The 26,554-nt window shown below is 38.7% G+C and carries 19 protein-coding genes; 14 read left to right on the forward strand and 5 right to left on the reverse strand.

All coding sequences use genetic code 11. From position 1 onward, the window contains the following. Positions 1-36: 36 nt before the first annotated feature. From SJY09_RS15785 to recQ, 11 genes are all read left to right on the forward strand, one after another. Positions 37-2,457: an ABC transporter permease gene (locus SJY09_RS15785; protein WP_396636667.1), complete on the forward strand. Its 2,421-nt coding sequence runs from the start codon at positions 37-39 to the stop codon at positions 2,455-2,457. A 25-nt stretch (positions 2,458-2,482) separates the two neighbouring features. Next, on the forward strand, positions 2,483-4,843 hold the full coding sequence (locus tag SJY09_RS15790; RefSeq protein ID WP_396636668.1) for an ABC transporter permease: 2,361 nt from the start codon (positions 2,483-2,485) through the stop codon (positions 4,841-4,843). A gap of 30 nt (positions 4,844-4,873) precedes the next feature. Then, positions 4,874-7,288, forward strand: coding sequence for an ABC transporter permease (locus SJY09_RS15795; RefSeq protein ID WP_396636669.1), 2,415 nt, complete (start codon positions 4,874-4,876; stop codon positions 7,286-7,288). A gap of 27 nt (positions 7,289-7,315) precedes the next feature. After that, a complete protein-coding gene (locus tag SJY09_RS15800; protein WP_396636670.1) occupies positions 7,316-8,038 on the forward strand; it encodes a head GIN domain-containing protein in 723 nt (240 codons plus the stop codon). 69 nt (positions 8,039-8,107) lie between these two features. Continuing rightward, positions 8,108-10,483: an FtsX-like permease family protein gene (locus SJY09_RS15805; RefSeq protein ID WP_396636671.1), complete on the forward strand. Its 2,376-nt coding sequence runs from the start codon at positions 8,108-8,110 to the stop codon at positions 10,481-10,483. Between the two features lie 24 nt (positions 10,484-10,507). Further along, positions 10,508-11,173: an ABC transporter ATP-binding protein gene (locus SJY09_RS15810; RefSeq protein WP_396636672.1), complete on the forward strand. Its 666-nt coding sequence runs from the start codon at positions 10,508-10,510 to the stop codon at positions 11,171-11,173. Positions 11,174-11,410: 237 nt separating this feature from the next. After that, positions 11,411-12,550, forward strand: a complete 1,140-nt coding sequence (locus tag SJY09_RS15815) for a P-loop NTPase (protein ID WP_396636673.1) — start codon at positions 11,411-11,413, stop codon at positions 12,548-12,550. 11 nt (positions 12,551-12,561) lie between these two features. After that, complete coding sequence (locus SJY09_RS15820; RefSeq protein WP_396638643.1) at positions 12,562-12,801, forward strand: NifU family protein; 240 nt, start codon at positions 12,562-12,564, stop codon at positions 12,799-12,801. Positions 12,802-12,875: 74 nt separating this feature from the next. Next, entirely contained in the window at positions 12,876-13,934 is a 1,059-nt protein-coding gene (locus SJY09_RS15825) for an NAD(P)/FAD-dependent oxidoreductase (RefSeq protein WP_396636674.1), read from the forward strand. A 2-nt stretch (positions 13,935-13,936) separates the two neighbouring features. Then, complete coding sequence (locus tag SJY09_RS15830; RefSeq protein WP_396636675.1) at positions 13,937-14,269, forward strand: ferredoxin; 333 nt, start codon at positions 13,937-13,939, stop codon at positions 14,267-14,269. A gap of 43 nt (positions 14,270-14,312) precedes the next feature. Then, complete coding sequence (gene recQ, locus SJY09_RS15835; protein ID WP_396636676.1) at positions 14,313-16,400, forward strand: DNA helicase RecQ; 2,088 nt, start codon at positions 14,313-14,315, stop codon at positions 16,398-16,400. Between the two features lie 85 nt (positions 16,401-16,485). Here recQ and SJY09_RS15840 read toward each other — a convergent pair whose 3' ends face one another. Then, the gene (locus tag SJY09_RS15840; RefSeq protein ID WP_396636677.1) at positions 16,486-18,225 is read right to left on the reverse strand and encodes an ABC transporter ATP-binding protein; all 1,740 of its coding nucleotides are present in this window, start codon (positions 18,223-18,225) and stop codon (positions 16,486-16,488) included. 211 nt (positions 18,226-18,436) lie between these two features. On the opposite strand from SJY09_RS15840, the gene SJY09_RS15845 reads away from it, so the two are divergent. From SJY09_RS15845 to SJY09_RS15855, 3 genes are all read left to right on the forward strand, one after another. Continuing rightward, positions 18,437-19,540 carry a S1C family serine protease gene (locus SJY09_RS15845; protein ID WP_396636678.1) on the forward strand — a complete coding sequence of 368 codons (1,104 nt, stop codon included), beginning with the start codon at positions 18,437-18,439 and terminating at the stop codon, positions 19,538-19,540. A gap of 110 nt (positions 19,541-19,650) precedes the next feature. Beyond that, on the forward strand, positions 19,651-20,757 hold the full coding sequence (locus tag SJY09_RS15850) for a TPM domain-containing protein (protein ID WP_396636679.1): 1,107 nt from the start codon (positions 19,651-19,653) through the stop codon (positions 20,755-20,757). Positions 20,758-20,803: 46 nt separating this feature from the next. Then, entirely contained in the window at positions 20,804-22,993 is a 2,190-nt protein-coding gene (locus tag SJY09_RS15855) for an acylase (RefSeq protein ID WP_396636680.1), read from the forward strand. Positions 22,994-23,000: 7 nt separating this feature from the next. Here SJY09_RS15855 and SJY09_RS15860 read toward each other — a convergent pair whose 3' ends face one another. The 4 genes from SJY09_RS15860 to SJY09_RS15875 all read right to left on the reverse strand — a co-directional run bounded on the left by SJY09_RS15860 (position 23,001) and on the right by SJY09_RS15875 (position 26,549). Continuing rightward, positions 23,001-23,645, reverse strand: a complete 645-nt coding sequence (locus SJY09_RS15860) for a hypothetical protein (protein WP_396636681.1) — start codon at positions 23,643-23,645, stop codon at positions 23,001-23,003. Between the two features lie 62 nt (positions 23,646-23,707). Beyond that, positions 23,708-24,373, reverse strand: a complete 666-nt coding sequence (locus SJY09_RS15865; protein ID WP_396636682.1) for an SGNH/GDSL hydrolase family protein — start codon at positions 24,371-24,373, stop codon at positions 23,708-23,710. Then, complete coding sequence (locus SJY09_RS15870) at positions 24,370-25,434, reverse strand: dipeptidase (protein ID WP_396636683.1); 1,065 nt, start codon at positions 25,432-25,434, stop codon at positions 24,370-24,372. Before SJY09_RS15870 ends, SJY09_RS15865 begins: the two co-directional genes overlap by 4 nt. Positions 25,435-25,436: 2 nt before the next feature. Then, positions 25,437-26,549, reverse strand: coding sequence for a D-TA family PLP-dependent enzyme (locus tag SJY09_RS15875; protein WP_396636684.1), 1,113 nt, complete (start codon positions 26,547-26,549; stop codon positions 25,437-25,439). Between the last annotated feature and the right edge of the window lie 5 nt (positions 26,550-26,554).

The following is a 26,554-nucleotide window of genomic DNA, read 5'->3' on the forward strand; positions in this document are numbered from 1 at the left end:
TAAATCATCAATCATTATTAATCAATAAAATCAATCATGTTTAAGAACTATTTAAAAATAGCTGCAAGAAACCTTATAAAGAATAAGACGTATTCGTTGATTAATATTGGCGGACTTGCACTTGGCTTGGCAGTAGCCATGTTCATAGGACTATGGGTTAACGAAGAGATTTCTTTCAATTCAAATTTCGAGAACCACGACCGCATCGCACAGGTACTTATGAACAAAACGGATAACGGTGAAACACGAACACGATATACTCAACCCTATCCATTAGCGGAAGAACTAAGCAACTTATATAGTGATGATTTCAAATATGTGGTGATGAGTTCTTTTCCTGGAGACAACGTGTTCTCGGTAAAAGAGAAAAACTTAAACCAATATGGTGCTTTTATGCAGGAAGATGCACTGCGTTTATTTTCTTTAAAGATGTTGAAAGGAAATTATAATGCACTTAATGACCCCAATGCTATTATTCTTTCAGTTTCAGCTGCAAAGGCACTTTTTGGAGATGAAAAGGCCATAGGAGAGACATTACAGTTGAACAACGATGTAGTGGTTACGGTTAAGGGTATTTTTGAAGATTTACCAGACAATTCAAATATTTTTGAGTCAATTGCCGCTTTTTCAGAATCTAAGAAGTTAGATTTCATCGCACCATGGTCGCTATATATTTCGATGAACGACTGGGTAAAAACTGCGAGGGATCAAAAGTTATGGGACAATAATTCTTACCAAGTCTACGTAGAGGTCTCTGAACAAACTACTATTTCATCGGTAAGTGATAAAATAAAGAATACACTTTACGAACATGTTCCTGAAGTGACCCAAAAGAGTAATCCACAAATCTTTCTTCACGCCATGAACGATTGGCATCTGCGGTCTAGCTTTAAGAACGGTGTTTTAAGCGGAGGAGCAATTCAATACGTCCGCATGTTTGGTATTATTTGCGTTTTTGTATTGCTTTTAGCCTGTATTAATTTTATGAATCTTAGTACGGCCCGAGCTCAAAGACGAGCTAAGGAAGTCGGGATACGAAAAACGGTCGGTTCCAATAAAAATCAATTGATCGCACAATTTTTATTAGAATCCTTCTTTGTAACCTGTTGTTCTTCCTTGTTAGCCTCTACTCTGGTTGTGTTGCTTCTGCCTGTATTTAATCAGTTGACTGATAAGCAAATTGTATTTCCTATACTAAAGCCACTTTTTTGGGGTATCAGTCTGGGACTTATAGCGCTTACGAGTTTGTTTTCAGGCTGCTATCCTGCATTGTATCTTTCTTCTTTTATACCTGGAGAAGTGCTAAAGGGAAATCTGCAAACAGGGAAATCCGCCATGTCATTTCGTAAGGTTCTGGTTGTCATTCAATTTGTCGTATCAATTGTTTTGGTTTCTGGCACTATTGTGGTCAATCAGCAAATACAACATTCAAAAAACCGCCCCATAGGTTATGACCAAAATGGCCTTATCATGGTAGAAAAGACCACCGAAGAACTGGCGGGTAAATATAATGTGCTGCGAGAAGCGCTTCTAAATAGTGGTGCCGTAGTGGAAATGGCGGAATCTTCTAGCCCAGTGACCGAGGTTTGGAACAGTAATGGGGGTTATGAATGGCAAGGGAAAGATCCTAATTTTACAACCAATATTGTGTCATTTTATGTTTCTCATGACTACGGAAAAACCGTTGATTGGCAAGTACGGCAAGGAAGAGATTTTTCGAGGGAGTTTTCTTCGGATTCCACCGCTTATATTTTAAATGAAGCTGCGGTAGCATATATGAACCTTCAAGACCCAGTGGGTAAAACCATTCGTTGGTATGATGGAGAACACAAAGTCATTGGAGTAGTTAAAAATTTGCTGACTGAATCTCCTTTTGAACCTGTTAAGCAAGCCGTTTATAGTATTAATTATAATCAAGCTAATTGGATTAACTTAAAACTATCACCTGAAAAAAGTATTGTCCAGTCATTGGAACGAATAGAAACGGAGTTTTCCAAATTTGCTCCAAACGTTCCGTTCGAATTTCAATTCGTGGATAACGCCTTTGGTAACAAGTTTCAAGCTGAAGAACGTATGCGAAAATTGTCATGGATCTTTGCCATTCTTGCCATTTTCATTAGCTGTTTAGGCTTGTTCGGTCTATCAATATTTACGACTGAAACTCGTACCAAGGAGATTGGTATCCGCAAAATACTGGGGGCAACAATTTGGAGTCTTTTTAAAATGCTTTCTCGGGATTTAATGTTGCTAATATTAGTAGCGGGCCTTATTGCTGTTCCTTTTGCTTATTACATGATGCAGCGATGGTTAGAGAACTATGCTTACCGTATTAGTGTGCCATGGTGGATCTTTGGAGTAGCTATTTCTTTTGTAATGTTAATTGCCTTGTTTACGATAAGCTATCAAACTACAAAGGCAGCAGTGGTAAACCCTGTCAACAGTCTGCATAAAGAATAAAACACCAATCAAAAATGAAGTTATCATGTTCAAGAACTATCTAAAAATTGCCTGGAGAAATCTTCTTAGAAATAGGGGGTTCTCCGTACTGAATATCGCAGGACTTTCCATAGGGCTTGCGGCTACGGCCTTAATAGTGTTATGGGTTGACTATGAGTTAAGTTTTAATAAGTTTCATGAACGCGGTGACCGTATTTATCAGGTTTATAATCAGTATCCTGTAGATGGTGAAATATGGACATGGAATTCAACACCTAAGATTATGGGCCCTACCATTAAAAAAGATTTTCCTGAAGTGGAGCGAGTGTCGAGGTACAATTATGATGACACTTACCTGTTTTCGGTAGGGGATAAACGTATGAAGGCAACGGGTACAATTGTAGACCCGGATTTCCTATATATGTTTAGTTTCCCCTTAATCAATGGCTCCAGGGAGACGGTATTGGCCGATGTAAATTCTTTGGTGGTGACAGAAACGTTTGCCAAAGAACTTTTTGGGGAAAATGATCCAATGGGGCAGGTGGTTAAAATAGATAACAACGATGTTTTCAAAATATCGGGAGTGTTGAAAGATTTACCGAGCAATAGCGGGTTTCATTTTAAATTTCTGATTCCTTGGTCTTATTTGAAACAGATTGGCCACGATGATAAGCACTGGGGTAATAACTCCATTGCTACCTATATTATGCTCAAGGAAAATACCGACTATGCTTCATTTTTGGATAAAATTGGTAATCTACGAGAGATTTATGATAAGGATTCGGCGGATATGGTAACCTACCCATATCCTTTCTTTAGAAACTATCTCTATGGTGAATTTGAAAACGGAGAGGAAGTTGGAGGTAGGATAGCCATCATAAGGCTATTTAGTATTATAGCTTTTATAATTTTATTGATTGCCTGTATAAATTTTATGAATTTAAGCACTGCACGCAGTGAAAAACGTGCCAAGGAAGTGGGCATACGCAAAGTTATAGGTGCCCAGCGAGGAGGGCTCATAAGTCAGTTTATGGGCGAGTCCATTTTATTATCGGTTTTAAGTGCGTTGTTTGCATTCGTACTTGTTTTATTGGTGTTGCCTAAATTTAATGAGTTACTTCAAACCGAAGTACGCATAGATTATACAGATCCCATATTCTGGAGTTCAGCTCTTGGCATTATTGTGTTTACAGGTCTTCTTGCGGGTAGTTACCCTGCTTTATATTTGTCTGCTTTTAAGCCTATTTCCGTATTAAAAGGGACTTTTCAAAAGTTAAACTCAAAATTCAGTGCTAGAAAGGTTCTGGTCGTGGTACAATTTGCTGCTGCCATTGTTTTTATTACCTCTACCCTAATCGTAAAACAACAATTGAACAAAGTTCAGAATAGGCAAATGGGTTATAGTAAGGATAATCTTATCTACACCTATATGGAAGGTGATGTAAAGCAAAAATATCAAGGCATTAGAAATGAATTAATTGCCTCGGGCGCTGCTACTTCGGTTACAAGAACGGTTTCTCCTGTAACAGAAAATTGGAGCAACTCTTGGGATATGGAGTGGCAAGGCAAAGATTTTGATGATAAAACCTTGATTCTGCGGTTTACCGCCGGTGAGGCGATTGCTAAAACATTAGGTCTAGAGGTACTTGCTGGTAGAGATTTGAACCATACTCTTTACCCATCGGACAGCACTGCCATGTTAATTAACGAGACTGCAGCTGAGCATATGGGATTTGATGAGCCTATAGGCAATATTGTGAAGGATATGGGTATGGATTGGCGCATAATTGGTGTTGTAAAAGATTTTGTATTCACCTCACCTTTCCAGAAAATAGAACCTGTAATTATTCATGGTAATGGAGAATGGACCAATTTTATACATCTTAAATTGAATCCGAAGAATACCATGAGTCAAAACTTGGCCCAAGTAGAAAGTATCTTTGAAAAATTTAACCCCGAATATCCTTTTAATTATGAGTTTGTAGACCAACAGTACGCTAATAAGTTTATTGATGAGCAGCGCACTCAAACCTTGGCTAATTTATCTGCCTTGTTAACCATATTTATATCATGCTTAGGTCTGTTTGGTCTAGCTAGTTACATGGCAGAGAACAGGATAAAGGAAATTGGAGTGCGGAAGGTATTAGGAGCTTCAGTTCAAAGTATTGCCTCGCTTCTTTCTTTAGATTTCTTGAAGCTGGTGTTAATTTCTGTAACATTGGCAGTACCTATTTCCTGGTATTTAATGAGTAAATGGCTTCAGGATTTTGCATATCGGGTAACCATTTCATGGTGGACATTTGCATTAGCTGGTGTCTTAGCATTGGTCATCGCCTTTTTAACGGTGAGCTATCAAGCAGTAAAGGCGGCAATCGTTAATCCCGTAGACTCCTTACGGGACGAATAATAAAATCAACAATCTAAAAATAAATCAATCATGTTTAAGAACTATTTGAAAATTGCTTGGAGGAACTTAGTTAAGGATAAAACTTTTACCCTTATCAATGTTCTTGGTCTATCAGTAGCTTTTGGTGTTGCCATATTACTCGCAATGGCCGCCTTTTTTGATTTAGGGTATAATAGCTTTCATGATAACGGCGATAACATTTATCAAGTATATACGGTAATAGAAGCACCAAAGGGTCCCGAAGTAACCACAAGTCAGCCAGCGCCTTTGGCAAGCTCATTAAAAGAGGAGGTGCCTGGGGTAGAAAAAATAACCCGCTTTCTTGAACAAGAAGCTTTGACACTATACAAGGAGAAGGAAATTAATTTTGATGCCGCTTGGTTAGATAGTGAGTTTTTTGAAATGTTTACGTTTCCGGTCTTGAAGGGAAATAAGGACAATCCCCTTCAAGAAAAGAATTCAGTAGTAGTTACTGAAAATACGGCCAAGGCACTTTTTGGTAATGAAGAGGCCATTGGAAAAACCATCGCCATTTTAATAGATGGTAAGGAAGAACCGTTTACCGTATCTGCGATAGTCGGTAATAACGATAATCAAAATACATTAGAATTTGATATTGCTATTCCGTTTGAAAATCATGCAGGCTATGCCGAAAATATGCAAACGTGGAATGCGCAGTACCATGCTGTCTTTATGCAACTACAACCAGAAATAACAGTACAGCAATTCGAAAATAATACGCATTCCTTGACAGCGTTGCATTACAGCAGTAATTCTGAGCGACTAAAACGCGATGGGGCGGTCCCAAACGAAGCTGGTCAATTTTTTCAGATCAGATTACTGCCCTTAAAGGATGTTCGCTTTGCAAGTTTTAGAAAAGGGTTTGCCGATGTAAGTCGTGCTGTACCATACCTAATTCTTGGAGTGGCATTTCTAATCTTGTTCATAGCAAGTGTTAACTTCATAAATATGAGTATTGCCAAAAGTGCACAACGTCTTCGGGAAATTGGAATGCGAAAAACCTTAGGGGCACAGAAAATGCAATTATTCTTTCAATTTTGGAGTGAAAGTCTTTTTGTTTTTTTGATATCGGTCGCTTTTGGAACCTTACTTAGCTTTTTATTGATAAACGACTTCAAAACAATTTTTAGAACGGCTATTTCCTTTGATATGTTAATGTCTCCTACAATAATACTGGGATTCTTATCGGTTGTAGTTATTATTACATTGTTAGTAGGCGGTTATCCAGCTTTATTATTAAGTCGTTTAGGAACTATTCAGTCTTTAAAGGGAAAATTAGAGACTTCTGGGAGCAACCGTGTAAGAAATGTATTGATGGTCGTACAGTTCGGAATCGCTATTTTACTCATTTGCGGAACCCTGGTTTTATGGAGTCAAGTAGATTATATGCGCAATAAGGATTTAGGGTTTGATAAAGATCAGGTATTATCATTCCCTATAGATGGTAAAAAGAATCCTTATGATGCCGTAAAGTTGCTTAGAGAAGAGCTTGCGGGTAATCCCAATATCTTGGGAGTTTCTGCATCCGATAATAATTTGGGTAGGGGAAAAGATGGCAGTCAATCTACCAGTGTATGGGGTTTTGATTATAAGGGTAGAGGTGTTCGTACGCATGCTTTAACGGTAGATTATAATTATTTTAAAACTTTAGGTATAGAGCTGGTTGCTGGGCGTTCCTTTGATAAAAACTATCATGGAGATACCCAAGCTGTAATTATAAATGAAAGTATGGCAAAGGAATTGGATGAATCTGACCCTTTGACCGCTTCACTACCTATGAACGATAGTCTTAGGTCTCCCATAATTGGCGTTGTAAAAGATTATAATTTTCAGGATATCTCAAAAGCTATAGAACCGTTGACATTTTTTTTGGATAGAGAATCAGGTTTGGCATATGCTTTTGTGAAAGTTACACCAGTAAATATGGCCAATTCTTTTAAAGCAGTAGAAAAGGCATGGAAGAAAATTGAGCCAAATGCAGAATTTTTAGGTTCATTCTTAGATGAAAATATTGACAATACCTTTAGAAGAGAAAAAAAAATGGCCACTATGATCACCAGTGGGTCCGTTCTAGCAATTGCACTCAGTTGTATCGGCTTATTTGCAATGTCTTTATTGATAGTGGCACAACGAACCAAAGAGATTGGCGTACGTAAAGTTCTGGGAGCTAGTGTTTCGTCTTTAACCATACTGTTGACCAAAGATTTTTTACAATTGGTTCTGATTTCATTTGTAATTGCAACACCTGTTGCCTGGTGGTTTTTAAGGGAATGGTTAGCAAATTATGAGAATAAGATAGAATTAAACATCTGGTTTTTTGCGGTGGCTGGCATGTTGGCCATGGCTATAGCTTTTTTCACGGTGGGAACTAGAACAATAAGTGCCGCAATGCAGAATCCTGTTAGAAGTTTAAGAGACGAATAAATAATATGTCAATCAAAAATCAAAATCATGAAATCAATTGCAACATTCATTTTAGTAATCATTGGAATAACTTTTACTCAAGCACAAAGGGAAAAGAAAATCAAAGGTGATGGGAACATAGTGTCCTTAGAAAGAAAGATAGGCGATTTTGGGGGTATCGCTGTGGGTGGTTTTTATCAAGTGGCATTGGTTGATGGGGAGGAAGGTACAGTTACGCTTAAGGGGGAAGCAAACCTTTTAGAATATATAGAGACTGAAGTTAAAAGTGGCACTTTAATTATTAAAGCTAAAAAGAATGTACAGTTACGTCCATCTAGGGGTGAAACTATTTACGTTACCATACCGGTTGATAAAATTGATGCAATTCGCCTTTCGGGCTCGGGAAAAGTAGTGGGGAAAAAGACCTTTGAGGCAAGTAATTTCAAGATTCATACTTCTGGTTCTAAAAATGCGGATTTACGTGTTAATGCTAAAAATGTAATGATAATTACTTCCGGTGCTAGCACTATAACTTTAGGTGGAACTTCGGAAAGTTTAGAAATTACTTCATCTGGCTCATCAAACTTAAGCGCTTATGAATTTACTACGGATACCGCAGAGATAAGCTCATCGGGTTCATCGAATATTCGCATAACCGTGAATGAAAGTATTGATTCTAGGTCATCCGGGTCTAGTAACACTAAATATCGCGGAAATCCTGATGTTATTCATAGTAAATCATCAGGTTCCAGTAGGGTGTCCAAACAATAAGGATTCACTCATTTTTAGAGATTACATAGTATACCAAACTTTTTGAGCCATCACTATAAAAACCAAAAAATGTTAAAGCAAAACGTATTACTGTATTTACGGAACATTAAAAAACACAAAAGTAGTTTTCTAATCAATAGTATTGGATTATCAACAGGCCTAGCCTGTGTTTTATTAGTCTATTTATGGGTGTCCGATGAGCTGATTATGGACAAGTTTCATGAGAATGACGACCGTATTCACCAGGTCTTTAGAAATGTCCCTAACGCCGATGGAGAACTACGGACACAAAGCTCAAATTCTAGTCAAATGTTAACCACTTTTAAAGAGGAATTGCCTGAGGTTGAAAGGATAGTGGCCGTGCATGAAATTTATGGTGGCGGAATGATTCAGACCAATCAAAAAAAGATAAGCAGTAATGGTGTTTTTGCAAGTGAAGATTATTTTAATATTTTTTCTTTTCCGTTGGTAGCTGGCAGTAAAGAAGATGCCTTAAAAGACGTTAATTCAATTGCCATTTCTAGCGAATTGGCAATTTCACTATTTGACTCGGAAGTTGACGCTATCGGGAAACCCATTACTATTAAGAACGGGGAATATGGTCTGGATGCCGTAATGACTATAAATGGTGTTTTTGAACTTCCGAAAAATACTACCGAAGATTTTGACTTTGTAGTTTCTTACAAGAAATTCTTACAGAATAGAAACCCTGATTATATTCATTGGGACAGCAATAGTTCAAGCATGTACGTATTACTTCGACCTGAAATAGATAGCAATGAATTCAATGATAAAATAGCGGATTTTATTCAAAAAAAGGATGCTGACAACACCGCTACGGTGTTTCTTTCAAAATATTCGGACAATTATTTAAACGGTCGTTTTGAAAATGGTCAACATGCCGGAGGACGAATCAGTTACGTATATCTTTTTTCTATGGTGGCGATTTTCATTTTGTTGATTGCTTGTATAAATTTTATGAATTTATCTACTGCCAAGGCTTCTAAACGATTTAAGGAAATAGGGATTAAGAAAGTGGTTGGTGCCAATAGAAAAGCGCTCATCTTCCAATTTTTAATAGAATCGGTTTTACTGTCTTTCTTTTCCTTGATAGTGGCCTGTGCTTTGGTTTGGCTCATAATGCCATGGTTCAACGTGCTTACAGGAAAAGAAATAGTTTTTTCAATTGATGCTAGGCAATTGGGGGTTTTATTAGGTGTAAGTTTGGTCACTGGCCTATTGGCAGGAAGTTACCCAGCATTATATCTTACGAAATTCAATGCTGTGCGTGTATTAAAAGGTAAAATAGGAACCGCTTTCGGTGAGTTGATGTTACGCAAAGGTTTGGTCGTATTTCAATTTGCCATCTCTATTTTACTCATCGTAGCGGTGAGTGTTATTTACATGCAGCTAGACTTTGTGCAATCTAAGAATTTAGGATATGAAAAGGACAGCGTTATTGTTTTTGACAGACAAGACGGACTTGTGAATAATATGGAAACTTTTATTGAAGAAGCAAAAAATGTTCCCGGCGTGGTAAATGCGTCTTATATGCAAGGCGATATGACTAATTTTAGTAATACTTCTTGGGGACATAGCTGGCCAGGACAAACGGAGGCCGGTAAAAATCTTGCTTTTAAACACGCACATGTTGGTCCGGATTTTATTGAAACTATGGGCATTGAAATTACGGCCGGTCGTTCTTACGTTGATGAAAAACCGGATACTGGCACAAAAATTGTTTTGAACGAAACCGCTGTAAGACTCATGGGTCTTGAAAATCCCATAGGTACAATTATAGATATGCGAGGCCCAAATCGAGAAATCATTGGAGTGGTGAAAGATTTTCATATTCAATCGCTCTATGAAGAAATAGCACCCATGGCATTGCTCTGTAAAACCGAATGGGTGGGAACTTTAATGGTAAAAATAAGAGCAGGGGAAGAAAAAGAAACCCTTACGGCGTTAACAGCCCTGTACAACGAATTCAGTCCTGGTTTGGCGTTTGATTATCGCTTTCTTGATAGTCAATATCAAAAACTTTATCAAGCCGAGCAACGGGTCGCAACTTTATCAAAATACTTTGCAGGGATGGCTATTTTAATCTCGTGCCTAGGATTATTTGGACTCGCTGCATTTTCGGCAGAAAGGCGACGAAAAGAAATTAGTATTCGTAAAGTGCTTGGTCAAAGTATTCGTCAAGTAACTACCATGTTATCCGGCGAGTTTATTAAGTTGGTAGTACTTTCAATGTTAATTTCGTTACCAGTGGCTTATTTACTTGCTTCAAACTGGTTGTCACAATTTGCATACAAGATATCACTTCATTTAGGTTATTTTGTAGGAGCCGGATTGATTGCTTTGGCAATTACCTTACTTACGGTAGGAAGCCAAGCGATTAAGGCAGCAACTAAAAATCCTATCAATGCACTCAAGGAAGAATAAAAAATTAAATATAACACTAAAATTATGCTACTTCAATTAAACAATATTTTTAAATGGGTCAATTCTGGAGGCCAACGTATATTTCTACTAAAGGATATTAATCTGCAGGTAGAAGAAGGAGAATTTATTTCTATAATGGGACCTTCCGGTTCAGGAAAATCCACGTTATTGAACGTGATAGGAATGTTGGATGGTTTTGACGAGGGAGAGTATCACTTTTTGGATGAATCTGTACATACCCTTAAGGAAAAGCATAGGGCAAATTTGTACAAAGAATACATAGGTTTTGTATTTCAATCGTATCATTTATTGGATGAACTTACGGTCCAGGAAAATCTAGAAATGCCCCTACTGTATAAAAAATATAAAAGTGCAGAACGTAAGGCCATGGTTGCTGATATGTTGGACCGTTTTAATATCGTTGGAAAAAAAGACCTTTTCCCAGCCCAGCTTAGTGGTGGTCAGCAGCAATTAGTTGGTGTGGCAAGGGCTTTAATTGCTAATCCTAAGTTAATTTTGGCAGATGAACCTACAGGTAACCTGAATTCCCAACAAAGTGAGGAAATCATGGAGCTGTTTAAAAAGTTGAATGAGGAAGATGGGGTTACAATCATTCAAGTAACCCATTCAGAAAAGAATGCTGCGTACGGTTCTCGAATCATTAATTTATTGGATGGAAGAAAGGTATAAAGGAGATGTAATGATTTATCCTAATTTTTCAAAAATTAGGATAAATCAATATTTTTTAAATTTTCTTACCATCAACCATCAACCATCAACCATCAACCATCAACCATCAACCATCAACCATCAACCATCAACCATCAACCATCAACATAGCCTATTAGAACATATTACATTTCAATTCTACAGCTTCCTATTCTCACCGCTAAGGACTATCTTTGTTGTTTAGAATGAGTATACATAATGAAGCTAGATAAAAAGGATATTTTAAAGGCACTGGAACATATTACCGTTCCTGGTGAAGGCCAGAATATGGTAGAAAGTGGTGCCGTAAAGAACATACAGATTTTTGGCGATGAGGTAGAGGTGGATATTACCATTGCCAATCCAAGTTTGCAGGCTAGAAAAAAGACCGAGGTCGAGATACTTAAAATCATTCACAAAGAGGTCTATGAGAAGGCGAAAATTAAAATAAATATCAAGGTAGATGCCCCCGCTAAGCCAAAGACTAATGAGATAAAAGGCAAACCACTGCCGGGTATAAAAAATATAATTGCTGTAGCATCAGGTAAAGGTGGCGTTGGAAAATCTACGGTTACGGCAAACTTGGCGGTAACTCTCGCTAAAATGGGCTTCAAAGTAGGCTTATTGGATGCAGATATTTATGGTCCGTCCATGCCTATTATGTTCGATGTTGCCCAAGAAAAACCCTTGGCGGTAAACGTTAACGGAAAATCTAAAATGAAACCGGTAGAAAGTTATGGTGTAAAGTTACTTTCCATAGGCTTTTTTACGCAACGAGATCAAGCTGTGATTTGGAGAGGGCCTATGGCATCCAAAGCATTAAATCAAATGATTTTTGATGCGCATTGGGGAGAAATTGATTTTATGTTGTTAGACTTGCCGCCAGGTACGGGAGATATTCATTTGAGCATTATGCAGGCTATGCCTGTAACGGGTGCCGTTGTGGTAAGTACACCACAAGAAGTTGCATTGGCAGATGCCCGGAAGGGCGTTGCTATGTTTCAACAGGATTCTATTAACGTACCAGTTTTAGGGATTGTAGAGAATATGGCCTTTTTTACTCCTGAAGAACTTCCTGATAATAAATATTATATATTTGGTAAAGAAGGTGCTAAACATCTCTCAGAAGATTTAAAAGTTCCTTTCTTAGGTGAGATTCCGTTGGTACAAAGTATTCGGGAAGCGGGTGACGTTGGTCGCCCTGCGGCTTTACAAACAGCAACTGCTATTGAAAGTGCCTTTGAGGAGATAACGAAGAACGTGGTACAGGAAGTAGTAAGAAGAAATAAAGATATACCGCCGACAGAGGCGATTAAAATAACAACAATGGCGGGTTGTGCCGCTGTTAAAAAGAAGTAGCTATGGTAACAATGACTGCAGATGAACTAAGAAATAATATCGAGAAAGCGCTGGAAGAAATCCGTCCGTTTTTACAGAGTGATGGTGGTGATATTTCTTTGATATCCATTGATAACGATAATTCTGTCAAGGTAAAGCTCGAAGGTGCTTGTGTTGGTTGTTCTGTAAATCAAATGACGCTTAAAAGCGGTGTAGAAATGACAATTAAGAAATATGCACCGCAGATAGAAGAGGTCATCAACATTAGTTAAAAGAATTGATAAAAGTCATAAAAAGAAAGTAATCACAGCAGTATTTTTGCTGTGATTTTTAATTTGATTTCTGTATGATTAAAACAGATATATTAATAATAGGAGCGGGACCTACGGGTCTTTTTGCCGTTTTTGAAGCTGGATTATTACAATTGAAATGTCATTTGATTGATGCATTACCGCAAGCAGGCGGACAATGTTCAGAAATATATCCTAAAAAGCCCATCTATGATATTCCTGGTTTTCCAGAGGTGCTGGCAGGAGATTTAGTAGACAATCTTATGGAACAAATAAAACCATTTCAGCCCGGTTTTACTTTAGGGGAACGTGCAGAAACTATTGAAAAACTCGAAGATGGTTCTTTTATTGTAACTACCAACAAGGGAACAAAACATCATGCTCCTATAGTAGCTATTGCTGGTGGGTTGGGTAGTTTTGAGCCTCGTAAGCCGCTACTAGAAAATTTGACGAAATACGAAGATAAGGGCGTTGCTTATATTATTAAGGACCCTGAAGTCTATAGAGATAAAAAAGTAGTTATTGCTGGGGGTGGGGACTCTGCCTTGGATTGGAGTATTTTCTTGGCCGATGTTGCGGCTGAGGTAACTTTGGTGCACCGGCGTAGTGAATTCCGAGGGGCTTTAGATTCTGTTGAAAAAGTACAGAAGCTTAAAAACGAAGGAAAAATAAACCTTATTACACCAGCTGAAATTGTTGGTCTTAGTGGGTCAGGTATCTTAGAATCGGTAACCATCAAAAAAAATGATGTAGAAGAGCCTATCTCCTTGAAGGTTGATAATTTTATACCCTTATTTGGCTTGTCGCCAAAGCTAGGTCCAATAGGAGACTGGGGCTTGGAGATTGAAAAAAATGCAATTAAAGTAGATAATACCTTAGATTACCAAACTAATATTCCTGGTGTCTATGCCATAGGCGACGTAAATACTTATCCAGGAAAATTAAAATTGATTCTTTGTGGTTTTCATGAAGCAACTTTAATGTGCCAGAGTGCTTACCAAAAGATATATCCCGATAAGAAATACGTTATGAAATATACTACCGTAGGTGGTGTCACCGGGTTTGATGGCACCAAGAAAGAAGCTCCTAAGGCGGTTATAAAAGCTATAGATTAGAAATGACAGATGTAAAAATTAAGATAACGGATAGAGACGGAGTGTTGCATGAAATTGACGCCCCGACCGATATGAATATGAACCTTATGGAAGTAGTTCGTTCTTATGAACTTGCGCCGGAGGGTACCATAGGTATCTGCGGCGGAATGGCTATGTGTGCTTCATGTCAATGTTATGTAAAATCAAATCATAAGCTTCCAGAGAAATCCGATGATGAAGATGCAATGCTAGCAGAAGCATTCAATGTCGAGGACAATTCGCGTTTAGGTTGTCAACTTCATATTACTGAAGATATGGAAGGGCTAGAGGTAGAACTAGCTCCGGAAGAGTCTTAGGCAAAAGCTTACCTTGCTTCATTTTACAACTTCTTTTTAATTGATGAAAAGCACTAAAGCAAACGATTTACTTCCTTTACTAAAAACCCATTTTGGATACGACAACTTTAAACCTAATCAATTGGCGGTTATTGAGGATGTCATGGCTAAAAAGGATGTTTTGGCAATTATGCCTACAGGTGGAGGTAAATCCTTGTGCTACCAGTTGACAGCATTAGCTTTAGAAGGCACGGCTATTGTCATAAGCCCACTAATTGCATTAATGAAAGACCAAGTAGATGTGCTCAAGGCTAACGGTATCCCTGCAGCATATTATAATAGCTCGCAAACCCAAGAAACCCAAGAAACTATTTTTAAGCAGCTTAAAGAGGGCGTGCTAAAATTATTTTATATAGCACCGGAGAGCTTAGGTTTTATAAAGGACGTTTTAGAAACCATTGCTGTAAGCATTTTTGCCGTAGATGAGGCACATTGCATCTCCTCTTGGGGGCATGATTTTAGACCAGCTTATACGCAATTGGGAAATTTAAAAGAGCGATTCCCCTCCGTTCCAATCATTGCACTTACAGCTACCGCGGATAAGACGACTCAAGAAGATATTGTTGGTCAACTTAACATTCACCAAGCAGAACAACATTTGGCCTCATTCAATCGACCTAATTTGTTTTTGGAGGTAAAGCCAGCCCAAGACCGTATACACCATATTCTTGAATTTCTGGAGGAGCGGCACAATGAAAGCGGAATTATTTATTGTTTAAGTCGAAAAAGTACAGAGACCATTGCAGCAAAACTTATTGCCGCAGGTTACAAAGCGCAGGCTTATCATGCGGGTATGTCTGCCGATGAACGGAATAAAGCCCAAGAAGCTTTTATTACGGATGAAACACCCATTGTAGTGGCTACTATTGCCTTTGGCATGGGGATAGATAAGAGTAATGTACGTTGGGTAATACATTATAACCTCCCAAAGAATATTGAAGGGTATTACCAAGAAATTGGTCGTGGCGGACGAGACGGACTTCCAGCGCACGCGTTACTATTCTATAGTTTTGGAGATGTAGCGCAATTGCGCAGATTTATTTCTAGCAGTGAAAATGCGGAGGTTGAATATGCCAAGCTGGAACGTATGCAACAGTTTGCGGAAGCGTTAAGTTGCAGGAGGATAGCTTTGCTGAATTATTTTGGCGAGCGTGTCACCCAAGGTTGTGGTAACTGTGATATCTGTAAGCAGCCACCTGCCTATTTTGATGCTACGGTATTAGCACAGAAAATTTGTTCGGCGGTTGCACGTTTACGAGAACGAGAACCTATGGGAACCGTTATTGATGTATTAAGGGGAGCTCAAAATGCCCAAGTTCTCGAGAAAGGCTATCAAAATATTAAGACCTACGGCGCGGTAAAGGATATTTCTTGGCAAGATTTGCAGCAGTATGTTATACAATTATTGAATCAGGGGATATTACATATCAATTTTAAAGAAGGAGCGCGTTTGGGACTCACTCCTTTAGCGAAAGAAGTACTCTACGATAAAAAAGAAGTGCAATTGGCGACATTGCAGAAAGTGGCAGAAAAACCAAAACGAGAAGCAAAGTCGCGCGCTACAAGAACGGGGCTTTTTGAAAAACTTAGGGTATTACGTCATGAGATTGCAACGGCAGAAGGAGTTCCAGCTTATGTGATATTTGGGGATGCCAGTTTAAAGGATATGGAGCTTAAACTGCCTAAGAACGAAACGGAATTTATGCAAATTTCTGGAGTAGGGCAGGCAAAATTAGAAAAGTACGCTACCCCGTTTTTAAAAGAAATAGCTGCCTTTTCTCCAAGTAAGAAAACAAAAGTGGCTACGCATTTAAAATCTTTAAATTTATTTAAAGAAGGTTTGTCTATCTCCGAAATAGCCGAACAAAGAGGTATTTCCGAAAATACGGTCTATGGACATTTGGTAAAAGCAAATGCGGAAGGTAGGTCCATTGATTTACATCAATTTTTAACAGGGGAGGAATTAGACAGTTTAGCAGATGCCAAAGAGGATTTGGAAGATGACGCAGGTCTTAAAGCATTTTTTGAATATTTTGAAGAAAAAATGCCCTATTGGAAAATAAAAATTGGACTGTATTTGTTAGATGATTAGAATACAATTTAGCACGAAACTAATTCTATGTTGAAGTTTTGAAGTTGAATATTAACAGGAAATTTCTAGAAATTTAACAACGAACCTATATCCTTGCCTGATAGGTAAATAAGTTGTAGTACCTGCCTTCCGTTGCAATCAATTCATCATGCGTTCCTTGCTCCGCTATTTTTCCATTTTCAATAACCAGAATCTGGTTTGCTTTGCGAATGGTACTTAGTCGGTGGGCTATTACAAAAGTGGTTCTACCTTCCGTCAATGTGGCCAAACTTTTTTGAATCAGTGCTTCGCTTTCGGTATCCAAGTTAGAGGTCGCTTCATCAAGAATAAGGATTTTAGGATTTGCCAATACCGCACGGGCTATGGCAATACGCTGTCGTTGTCCACCAGATAGCTTTACCCCTCTTTCTCCAATTAATGTTTCTAAGCCATCATCGAACCGATCCGTAAATTCATCAACATAAGCTGCTTTTACTGCTGCTTGTAGTTCTTCCTCGGTAGCATTTGGTCTTGGGAAAAGGATATTATCTTTTATGGTACCCTCAAATAAGAAATCGTCTTGAAGTACAACTCCCAAAAACTGGCGAAAACTGGTTAAATCGACCTTTGCCAAATCAATTCCATCTACCATGATTTTACCCGAATCCGGATTCAAAAAAGTAGCGGCCAAACCGGCAATAGTAGATTTACCTGAACCCGAACTACCGACCAAAGCTATTACATCCCCTGATTTCACCTTAAAACTAATATTGTGCAGAACATCCTTGTCTTCTTCGTAAGCAAAAGAGACATCTTCAAAAGACATATCGCCATGAATATTTGAAAGTTGAACGGTACGCTCTTTTTCATCTACTTCAGATACTTGGTTCATTAGTTCTTCCGTACGGTCAAGTCCAGCCAAGGCCTCTGTTAACTGACTGCCGATATTACTCATTTGAATAATTGGAGCGACCATTAAGGCTAGTAGAAAAGTGAATTTAAAGTATTCTCCTTGTGTAATATCACCCTGTATCATAAGATGACCACCATAACCCATCATGATTACAGTAGTTGCCAAACCCAATAAAAATGTGGATGAACTGGTCATTACAGCGGTTGCGGTCAAACTCTTTTTAACATTCTTATACAAGCGGTGTACTCCGTTTTCAAATACTTTGGCTTCTTGTACTTCGGCATTAAAGCCTTTGATGACTCTAATTCCACCAAGTGTTTCGGTCAACCTACCTTTTACTTCAGCATTGATTTTACCTCTTTCACGAAATACAGGCCGAATAATTTTGAAGGCTTTTAGAGCAATAAATGCAAAGATGATGAGCGGTAAAAATGTTAACAGCGTCATCACAATATTAACTCTTAGCAGCAAAATAATTGAAACCACAGAGGTAATCGTGCCGCCTACAAGTTGTACTAAGCCTGTTCCTATGAGATTTCGTACTCCTTCCACGTCACTCATTATTCTGGAAACCAAGGCACCAGATTTGGTATTGTCAAAAAAGCGAATGGGTAGAGCAAGCACTTTTTTCTGTACCTGCGCCCGAAGCTCAGAAATCATGTATTGCGCTTGAATACTCAAAACTTTGGTGAGCAAGAAAGAAGTAAGGCCTTGTATAAAAAAGGCCAAAGTAACTAGTATTACTAATATTTTTAAGGCGCCATAATCTTTATTCGGAATGATAGTATCCAGAAAATATTCTAAAGAAACTGGCGCTACAAAACTTGCCGCCTTACTAATGACAATTAAAAGTAAGCCAATAAAAACCAGTTTGCGTCTAGGCCAAATAATGGTTTTGAACGCAGTAAGAATACTAACTTTTTTTTCGGGCATTAATTCAGTTTTAATAAGAGTCCGTTCGATGTTTTATGAGATAATGAAAACAGCTTATAAAGGTAGGTATTATTGAAAAAGAATTTGAATTTATAGAGGTGTAATAGTCCTAAGATAGATAATTGAAAAAATAAATGTAAGTGGGGACGTTAGTTTAGATGGGTCGCTTACGACCAAACGGGATATGTAACCGACTAGAACAACCATAGATATGAAAAAAACAACAAAAGTACTTACTCTACTGTTTTCGTTTAGCCTTACGGTGCTTATGGCGCAAGAAGGCCACAACGCACCGGCCAAAAAAAGAACATTCCCTAAAAATCTTTCGGCTCAGGAAACAAGTGTAGCCAAGTTGTATAATGAAGTTATAGCTTCAGTGGTTACTATTTATACCACCTCAAACTCTTTTACGCAAACTGGTCCGGTGCAGAACAAAGGGCTAGGCTCTGGAGTCTTAATATCGTCTGATTGTCATATACTTACCGCAGCCCATGTGGTAGATGGGTCTTCTACCATAAGTATTAAGACACAAGACGGGAAATTGCGCAAAGCAACCTTACTCTTCAGTGAAAAATCTGCGGATATTGCACTCTTGAAGCTTGATGTGCCTGACAGTTCCCTTTCTCATGCTAAATTTGGAGATTCGGATACGATGGCCGTAGGCCAGAACGTATATGCCATTGGTAGTCCTTATGGTATGGAAAATTCATTTTCGTCGGGTATTGTATCTGCATTTCGCAATTTTAATACACTTTATGACGGAACGGTAAATATTGAATTTATACAAACAGATGCGGCCATAAATTCTGGAAATAGTGGGGGTCCACTTTTTAATTCCAATGGAGAAGTAGTGGGTATCGCATCTAGTATTTTGACCGTTTCAGGTGGTTTTCAAGGCATAGGCATGGCGGTGACCAGTAATACGGTTAAATCCTTGTTGTCCTTTGAAGATAGACCTTGGATTGGTATTGAGGGTGTTTTTCTAAAGTCTGATGAGCTTGCAAAATTATTTAATCTGAATCTTACGGGAGGTCTTCTGGTTCAGAAGGTGGCACAGTCCAGTCCAGCTAGTGCTGCCGGCATTCGAGGTGGTTATATACATGCTAATATTGGCGGTAAGGAAATGCTTTTTGGTGGAGATATCATATTGAAGATAGGACCACAGAAGACCTGCCACGTAGGCTGTTTGGAAGGTGTGAAAAAATTGTTGGTGAACAAAGAGAAAATTGCGGTTAGCTATTTGCGGGAGGGAAAAGAGCATATGGTTACAGTTGATGCTTCCGAGGTACGCAGGAATTTTTTAACTATTAAATAGACTTGCTCTTAGTAGATATAGAAAATAGGGCGTTTTGGCTTTCTTCTTGGCCGGTTCAAAATGCATACAAATTTCCTAAAAGCTCATTTTTGAACAGTTAACTCAAGACAGTGAGAAGAGTACTATCTTTGGTAAAGATTATTTTCAATCTATCTATTCCATTGATTTCGATGTTTAAAAAAACACTTGCTTCACTTTTACTCTTCTTTTCATTAGGGCTTGCTGCACAACAGCAACATATGACGTTACAGGAAATTGTAACGGATAGTGCACGAATTTTTAGTTCAGGCCAATTATTGGATTTAAAGGAAAAACTTACCGCTTTTGAAACAGAAACTACAAACCAATTGGTGGTGGTAACGATAGAGCGTTTGGGTTTTGAAACTATTGAAAGTTATGCTAATGGATTATTTAACCAAAATGGTTTAGGTCAAGAAGGTAAGGATAATGGTCTGTTAGTACTTTTTTCGGAGCAGGATAGGGAAGTGCGTATAGAAGTTGGGTATGGTCTAGAACCTTATATTACCGATGCGGTCGCGTCTAGAATCATTAGAAACACTATGATTCCCAAGTTTAAAGAAGAGAAGTATTATGAGGGTATTTCTCAAAGTACAGACCAACTCATAACATTCTTAAATAATCCTAAAGCTTTAGCGGAGTTTAAAGATGAAATACAACGCAGTGAAACTAGAAATAAATGGATCGGTTATGTGTTTTTATCGTTATTTGTATCTGTTTTTGTTGGGGTTGGCGGATTTTACTTTTACAGATCTTATAAAAGTTTAATTGAAACATTTAGGGGTCTTTTGATTGGTAAAATAGGTTTATTACCTGCTATTTTCATGATTTTCGGTATGGTCCTGTCTTCACTGTTTGGTTTGCTATTTATGATTGGTCCTATCTTAGCTGGTCTAACTACTTTCGAATTAGTTTATTTACCTTGTAAAGAGCTGTTAGATCAGCCGCTATTGCTTTTATGGTTCCTAGTTCCTCTCTTTGGTATAGCACTCTTAATAGCTTACATTAAAATTAAATTCTTTGGAAAAGATGCTTTTAAAATTTCTTTAATTAAGAACGACTCCACCTATTATAGAAAAACGTTTTCATCTTCCGGTTCTCATTCTTTCGGATCTAGCAGTTCAAGTAGTGGAAGTTCCAGTAGTTTTTCTGGGGGAGGTGGTAGTTCTGGTGGTGGTGGCGCCAGTGGAAGTTGGTAATTTCAGACCATTTACTGTATCTTCATTCATTTAAAAATTAATCCTTATGAAACCTCTTGTCCTGACTTTTTTATCCGTTCTGTTCTTAGTGTCCTGTGTTTCCGAAACAAAACCCTTGTCGGAGGTTGAAAGATGGGAAGAACAAGCCTCGGCTATAGAGATTATAAGGGATGATTATGGTGTGCCCCATATTTACGGAAAAACGGATGCCGATGCAGTTTTTGGACTGCTTTATGCACAATGTGAAGATGATTTTAATCGTGTAGAACAAAATTATATTTGGGCCACTGGTCGTTTGGCCGAGGTTGAAGGCGAGGAGGCATTATATAGTGATTTACGTGCTAAACTTTTTATGACGGAAGAAGAAGCGAAAGCCAATTATGAAAAGAGTCCAGATTGGTTAAAAAAGCTGTGTGATGCCTTTGCAGATGGGGTAAATTATTACTTATATACGCATCCTGAAGTAAAACCAAAATTACTGACCCGTTTTGAACCTTGGATGCCCATGTATTTTAGTGAAGGGAGTATTGGGGGCGATATAGAACGTATTAGGACCAGTAAGATAAAGGCCTTTTACGAAGGCAATATGGAGCTGCCAAAATCAGAATTGATTGCCATTGAAAAAACAGAGGAAATGGCGGAGCCGCAAGGGTCCAACGGGATAGCCATTTCTGGCGACCTAACCGAATCTGGTAACGCAATGCTATTGATTAATCCGCACACTTCATTCTACTTTAGAGGAGAGGTTCATGTAGTGTCAGAAGAAGGTTTAAATGCGTACGGAGCTGTTACTTGGGGTCAGTTTTTCGTGTATCAAGGGTTTAACGAGAAGACGGGATGGATGCATACCTCCACCTATACCGATGTCATGGACGAATTCAAGGAAAATATTACCAGTCTAGATGGGAATGTACTTTATCAGTACGGAGAAGAATTAAGACCGGTCGAAGTTTCAGAAATCACCTTAAAATATAAAAGTGGTGCGGGCTTAAAGGAAAAGATGTTTCCAGCTTATCGCACCCATCACGGACCTATTACCCATATGGAAGATGGTATGTGGACAGCTTCCGCTATGATGTGGGAACCTGTGAAAGCATTAGAGCAATCTTTTGTCCGAACCAAGAAAGAGGGATATAAAGGATTCCGGGAAATGATGGACATTCGCACAAATTCTAGCAACAATACGGTCTATGCTGATGCCGAGGGAAATATTGCTTATTTCCACGGAAATTTTGTTCCTAAGCGCGATGTTAGTTTCGATTATTCAAAACCAGTGGAGGGGTGGAACCCGAAAACAGACTGGCAAGGCTTACATACTGTTGATGAAAATATTCTAGTACTAAATCCCGAAAACGGATGGATACAGAATTGTAATTCTACTCCGTATACGTCTGCGTTGGAATTTAGTCCAAATAAAGCGGATTACCCCTACTATATGTCTCGGGACCAGGAAAATTTTAGGGGTATCCATGCCATAAACCTATTAAAAGATAAAGAAGGATATACGTTGGACACGCTCATTGAGTTAGCACATGACCCTTATTTGCCAGCTTTTAAAGCATTAATTCCGGGGTTGATTAAGGCGTATTATATGCATGACGATAGAAACCCTAAACTTAGGGAAGCGATAGCCGAGTTGGCCAATTGGGATTTTAAAACCTCAAAAGCGTCCGTTGCCATGACCTTGGCGCATTTTTATGGGACGCAATATTATAAAGAAGGCAAATATCCTGATGGATTAATACCTATGGAAAGAGTACAATATTGGGGGAGTATATCGCCAAATGGTGAAAAGCTTCGAATATTCGAACATATTATCGATCAACTCACGGCCGACTTTGGAACTTGGAAAATACCTTGGGGGGAAGTAAATAGATACCAACGTTTAAATGGTGCTATTAAACAAACTTTTGATGATGAAAAACCTAGTGTCGCCGTTGGTTTCGCTTCGGGTAGATGGGGAGCTTTAGCGGCTTATGGTGCACGTTACAAGACCGAAGGGGTCAAGAAAATTTATGGTACTAGAGGCAATAGTTTTGTAGCTGCGGTAGAGTTCGGGGATAAAGTTAAAGCCAAAACGATTTTAGCGGGAGGACAAAGTGGAAACCCTAGTTCACCACATTTTGATGATCAAACCCAAAAGTATATTAATGTAGCATGGAAAGACGCTGCATATTACAAAAGCGATGTTTTACAGCGTGCAAAAGAAACGTATAGCCCTGGGAATAGGAGATAAGTGTTATTTATTCTTTCGTTACGATTAATGTGGCTTTGGAACCTGAAGATAATAACCATTTATTGGAATAAATAAGTTGACCAGTATCATCGTAAACGTCTACCTGAGCCGTATTGGGAGCGGAAGACCCATGGTTCAAGGCCTCAAAATCTAGCTTATTAAAACCTTTTTGTAAATCTACATTAACGCCTTTAAACGCTCCTGTAAGTAGCATATTAGGTTCTACAACCATATCATTGACCCAGATTTTAACGCGGTCTCCATCGACATATTCATGATCTCTACAAACAATGCCTATGAATTTGCCATTACTTTTTACATCTCCAAGGTATTGATCCGCAAAATATTCTCCAGACCCCCCGAGTCGTTCTCCAGGTCCTATGCGTGGGTCTATTTTAAGTCCAGTCCCTGCCTGCACCAATTCTTCGTCCGGAATCATTTGCACCGGCTTCGGCTTTTTATAGTCCAGCTTAGGTTGTTCTTTTATTACTGATGGTATGTTCAATACAGGACCGGTCTTGGTAGTACCTTTGGGGTCTGCTTTCTTGATCGCTTCAATTTTCAAGGGTTTCTGAGTAGGAATGTCAGATTGGGCATTCATCAAGTTAAAAGCCCAAAAACAAAAAGCAGTAAAAAGTATATTTTTAATCATCGATTACCTATAAAAATCAAATAAAGATAACAAATACCCTGCCATAGGGACTTAAGGGCTTGTTAAATTGTTAAATGATCGACGACGGTATCCATAATCAGTTGATGTCCTGCTTTGTTAGGATGTATAGGGTCATTCTCATAGCATTTTTGTTGATGCTTTACTAATGGAGTGTGTATGTCTATGGTACCTAAGACATTAGAATGACGAACACTTTTAATAATCCCACAGAATTTTAGCAACACTTCATCCTCGTAATTTGGATATGGGTTACGATAACCGTAAGCCGTATCGCTGGACTTTGTGGTAATAGGTACGGCTTCCAGAGCAAGTGGTGGTGGCGTTAACAGAATGGCCTTAGTTCCTTTTAGTTTTATCTTTTCCAAAAAGGAATAGATGCCAATGGTATAACTATCGAACAATGTAGGTGACGGAGTGCCGTAAATTCCACAATTGATGCCATAACAAAATAAGATAATATCTACGTGCGTACTATTTAATAATTGGTCTAGCCTTTCAAATAAATAAGGTCTTTGTCCTGGATGGTTTTTGTCTACGTACTGCTGTAATAGTTGCACATAACCGTCTTGTTTGGCGGTAATACTATCCCCCAAACAGGCTATGGTATAATTTTTTTTAAGGAGTATTTTCTTAGCGTCGGTACAATTAAGGAGTAAAGTACCCAATGCTCCCAAAGAACTTAGAGTTACAAATTTTCGTCTGTTCATGCCCATGTGTGTCGTAGGAAATTAATAAAATTACGATTCATGATATTAGAGATGTCATCTGAACCATAACCTCTATTGGCTAACAACTGGGGAATATGCTGTAAATCTGCAATCGTATCTAAATCCATTGGTGACTGTTCTTTTCCAAATCCGCCATCCAAATCGGTGCCAATACCCACGTGAAACGAGTTTCCTGCTAGTTGACAAATATGGTCAATGTTCTGAACCATATGCTCTAGAGTAACGCCCTTTTGCTCTGGTGTAGATTTCCCACGTTGCCAGTTTGGGACCATCATCCACGCATCCAAGGCCATTCCAATGACCGCTTTTCTATCAATAAGTTCCAGTAGTTGTTCATCGGAAAATTGACGGTTATGGTTTACGAATTTTCTGCAGTTGTTATGACTTGCCCAAATGGGCCCTTCGTAAACTTTCATGGTTTCCCAAAAGCTTTGATCGCACAAATGGGTAGCATCAAGAATAATATTTAGACTTTGGATTTTTTTCAAAAGTTCCTTTCCTTTTATGCCGATTCCTCCTATGGAATCCGTTCCAAATGCGTAGGTTCCTGGCCCGTAATGTGCTGGTCCTACGGCTCGTAATCCCTGTTCGAAGGATTTTTCCAAATAATCTAAATTGACAATGGAATCGGCTCCCTCTAAACTTAAGATATAGCCTATAGGCGTATTTTCTTTGTTATTCTCCCAGTTTTCTAAATGGGTATTCAGCTGGGCTTTGTTGGTAATTTGCCTCAGCAAACCGTCTTCTTCCATGGACTTGTACCATGCCAATTGTCCCTGTGTTTGTGCCCAGGCCTGTTGTGGCGAATTCCAACCCGGTAAGTTGTTCTCGGGTTTTACGTAACGTGCTATTTGGGTAGCAACACATAAGCCTATATTTCCTTTTCGCATTGCATCAAAAGACACCGTATTTTTTCCACGATCAGGTTTGTCCGTCATTCCGTGCTCACTTTCTCTAATTTGTGCTACAGACCATCTAAGATCTCGATTCCATTCCATAGCATTCATGGCTAAATCTAAATGAGCGTCAAAAATGAACATACTTATATGGAGATTTTTTGATTTCTAGCGGCCACTTTCCATTCTTTGGAAACCTGTCCGTCCTCTACCACCAAAAGAGAGTCATATTTGGCTACTGTGGGACAAATATGCTTTGGTATGGCATAGTGACATTCTCCAACTTCTAAAACTTTTAAGTCATCATATTCAACCACGAGATGTTCTTCAGATTGGCCTATTTGTTTGCCATGCTCCAAGGTTAAAAATTTTACACGAGGGAAAGCCATTTCTGGAGCTATAGATTTATGACCTAGATCAAAACATAAAATACCCGCTTTAGGTTTGCTTAAAATCCTTGTGAGTAAGACCGCTGCCGGAATAAATTTCATTTCGGGAAAAAGGTCTCCGTAGCCACAATCCCAAAGTAGTGCAGTCCCAGGACTTTTTACCACGTCATTTCTTCGACAATGAAAAGGAAAGGAAGGGGATCCGCCGGCAATGATTATTGGTTTAGGTAATCCTGCAGCTAGGAGTTGTTCTTTTAGGGCTTCTACTTTTTCAAAAGTGGTATCACATGCTATTTTGCGACTTGCCGGGTCAGGGTTTCTTATATGGCCATCATAGGCATGCAACCCTTGAATAGATAGAAAGGAGTTCTCCGAAATATCTTTGTACAGGCCAATGGCTTCCGAGGAAGGTACTATTCCAGTTCGGTTCATCCCTACGTTCAAATCTATATATACCGCTATTGTTATATTGTTTTTCTCTGCAATAGCCGCTATACGGTCACAGGTGGTCTTATTGTCCACCAGTGTAGAGAATTGAGAATCTGGGAAGTTCTTTGTCAATGAAACAAAGCGATTTAAATTAGCACCAACAGGTTGCATGGCCAATAATACATCAGGCGCATTACAACTAGCCAATAGCTCCGCTTCCGCTATGGTGGCACATTTAAACTTATGGATGCCCTGCTCCATCTGTAGCGCAATAATCTCAGCGCATTTGTGGGTTTTAATATGGGGTCTAAGATTTGTTGTGCCGCCTGCCATATCAATCATAGTACGGATATTTTGTAGTATCCTTTCAGGATACACAAGCAACGAAGGTGAAATAATATGTTCAGGAGTTTTTAACTTATACCAATGCTCTTGATTCATTTGTC

The organism is Maribacter sp. R77961 (genome assembly GCF_044594925.1).
In the GTDB taxonomy this organism is placed as follows: Bacteria; Bacteroidota; Bacteroidia; order Flavobacteriales; family Flavobacteriaceae; genus Maribacter.

Excerpts from the sequence above, each read along its gene's own strand:
- SJY09_RS15785 (WP_396636667.1), top strand. The coding sequence starts at position 37 with ATGTTTAAGAACTATTTAAAAATAGCTGCAAGAAACCTTATAAAGAAT.
- SJY09_RS15790 (WP_396636668.1), top strand. The coding sequence starts at position 2,483 with ATGTTCAAGAACTATCTAAAAATTGCCTGGAGAAATCTTCTTAGAAAT.
- SJY09_RS15795 (WP_396636669.1), top strand. The coding sequence starts at position 4,874 with ATGTTTAAGAACTATTTGAAAATTGCTTGGAGGAACTTAGTTAAGGAT.
- SJY09_RS15800 (WP_396636670.1), top strand. The coding sequence starts at position 7,316 with ATGAAATCAATTGCAACATTCATTTTAGTAATCATTGGAATAACTTTT.
- SJY09_RS15805 (WP_396636671.1), top strand. The coding sequence starts at position 8,108 with ATGTTAAAGCAAAACGTATTACTGTATTTACGGAACATTAAAAAACAC.
- SJY09_RS15810 (WP_396636672.1), top strand. The coding sequence starts at position 10,508 with ATGCTACTTCAATTAAACAATATTTTTAAATGGGTCAATTCTGGAGGC.
- SJY09_RS15815 (WP_396636673.1), top strand. The coding sequence starts at position 11,411 with ATGAAGCTAGATAAAAAGGATATTTTAAAGGCACTGGAACATATTACC.
- SJY09_RS15820 (WP_396638643.1), top strand. The coding sequence starts at position 12,562 with ATGACTGCAGATGAACTAAGAAATAATATCGAGAAAGCGCTGGAAGAA.
- SJY09_RS15825 (WP_396636674.1), top strand. The coding sequence starts at position 12,876 with ATGATTAAAACAGATATATTAATAATAGGAGCGGGACCTACGGGTCTT.
- SJY09_RS15830 (WP_396636675.1), top strand. The coding sequence starts at position 13,937 with ATGACAGATGTAAAAATTAAGATAACGGATAGAGACGGAGTGTTGCAT.
- recQ (WP_396636676.1), top strand. The coding sequence starts at position 14,313 with ATGAAAAGCACTAAAGCAAACGATTTACTTCCTTTACTAAAAACCCAT.
- SJY09_RS15840 (WP_396636677.1), bottom strand. The coding sequence starts at position 18,225 with ATGCCCGAAAAAAAAGTTAGTATTCTTACTGCGTTCAAAACCATTATT.
- SJY09_RS15845 (WP_396636678.1), top strand. The coding sequence starts at position 18,437 with ATGAAAAAAACAACAAAAGTACTTACTCTACTGTTTTCGTTTAGCCTT.
- SJY09_RS15855 (WP_396636680.1), top strand. The coding sequence starts at position 20,804 with ATGAAACCTCTTGTCCTGACTTTTTTATCCGTTCTGTTCTTAGTGTCC.
- SJY09_RS15860 (WP_396636681.1), bottom strand. The coding sequence starts at position 23,645 with ATGATTAAAAATATACTTTTTACTGCTTTTTGTTTTTGGGCTTTTAAC.
- SJY09_RS15865 (WP_396636682.1), bottom strand. The coding sequence starts at position 24,373 with ATGAACAGACGAAAATTTGTAACTCTAAGTTCTTTGGGAGCATTGGGT.
- SJY09_RS15870 (WP_396636683.1), bottom strand. The coding sequence starts at position 25,434 with ATGTTCATTTTTGACGCTCATTTAGATTTAGCCATGAATGCTATGGAA.
- SJY09_RS15875 (WP_396636684.1), bottom strand. The coding sequence starts at position 26,549 with ATGAATCAAGAGCATTGGTATAAGTTAAAAACTCCTGAACATATTATT.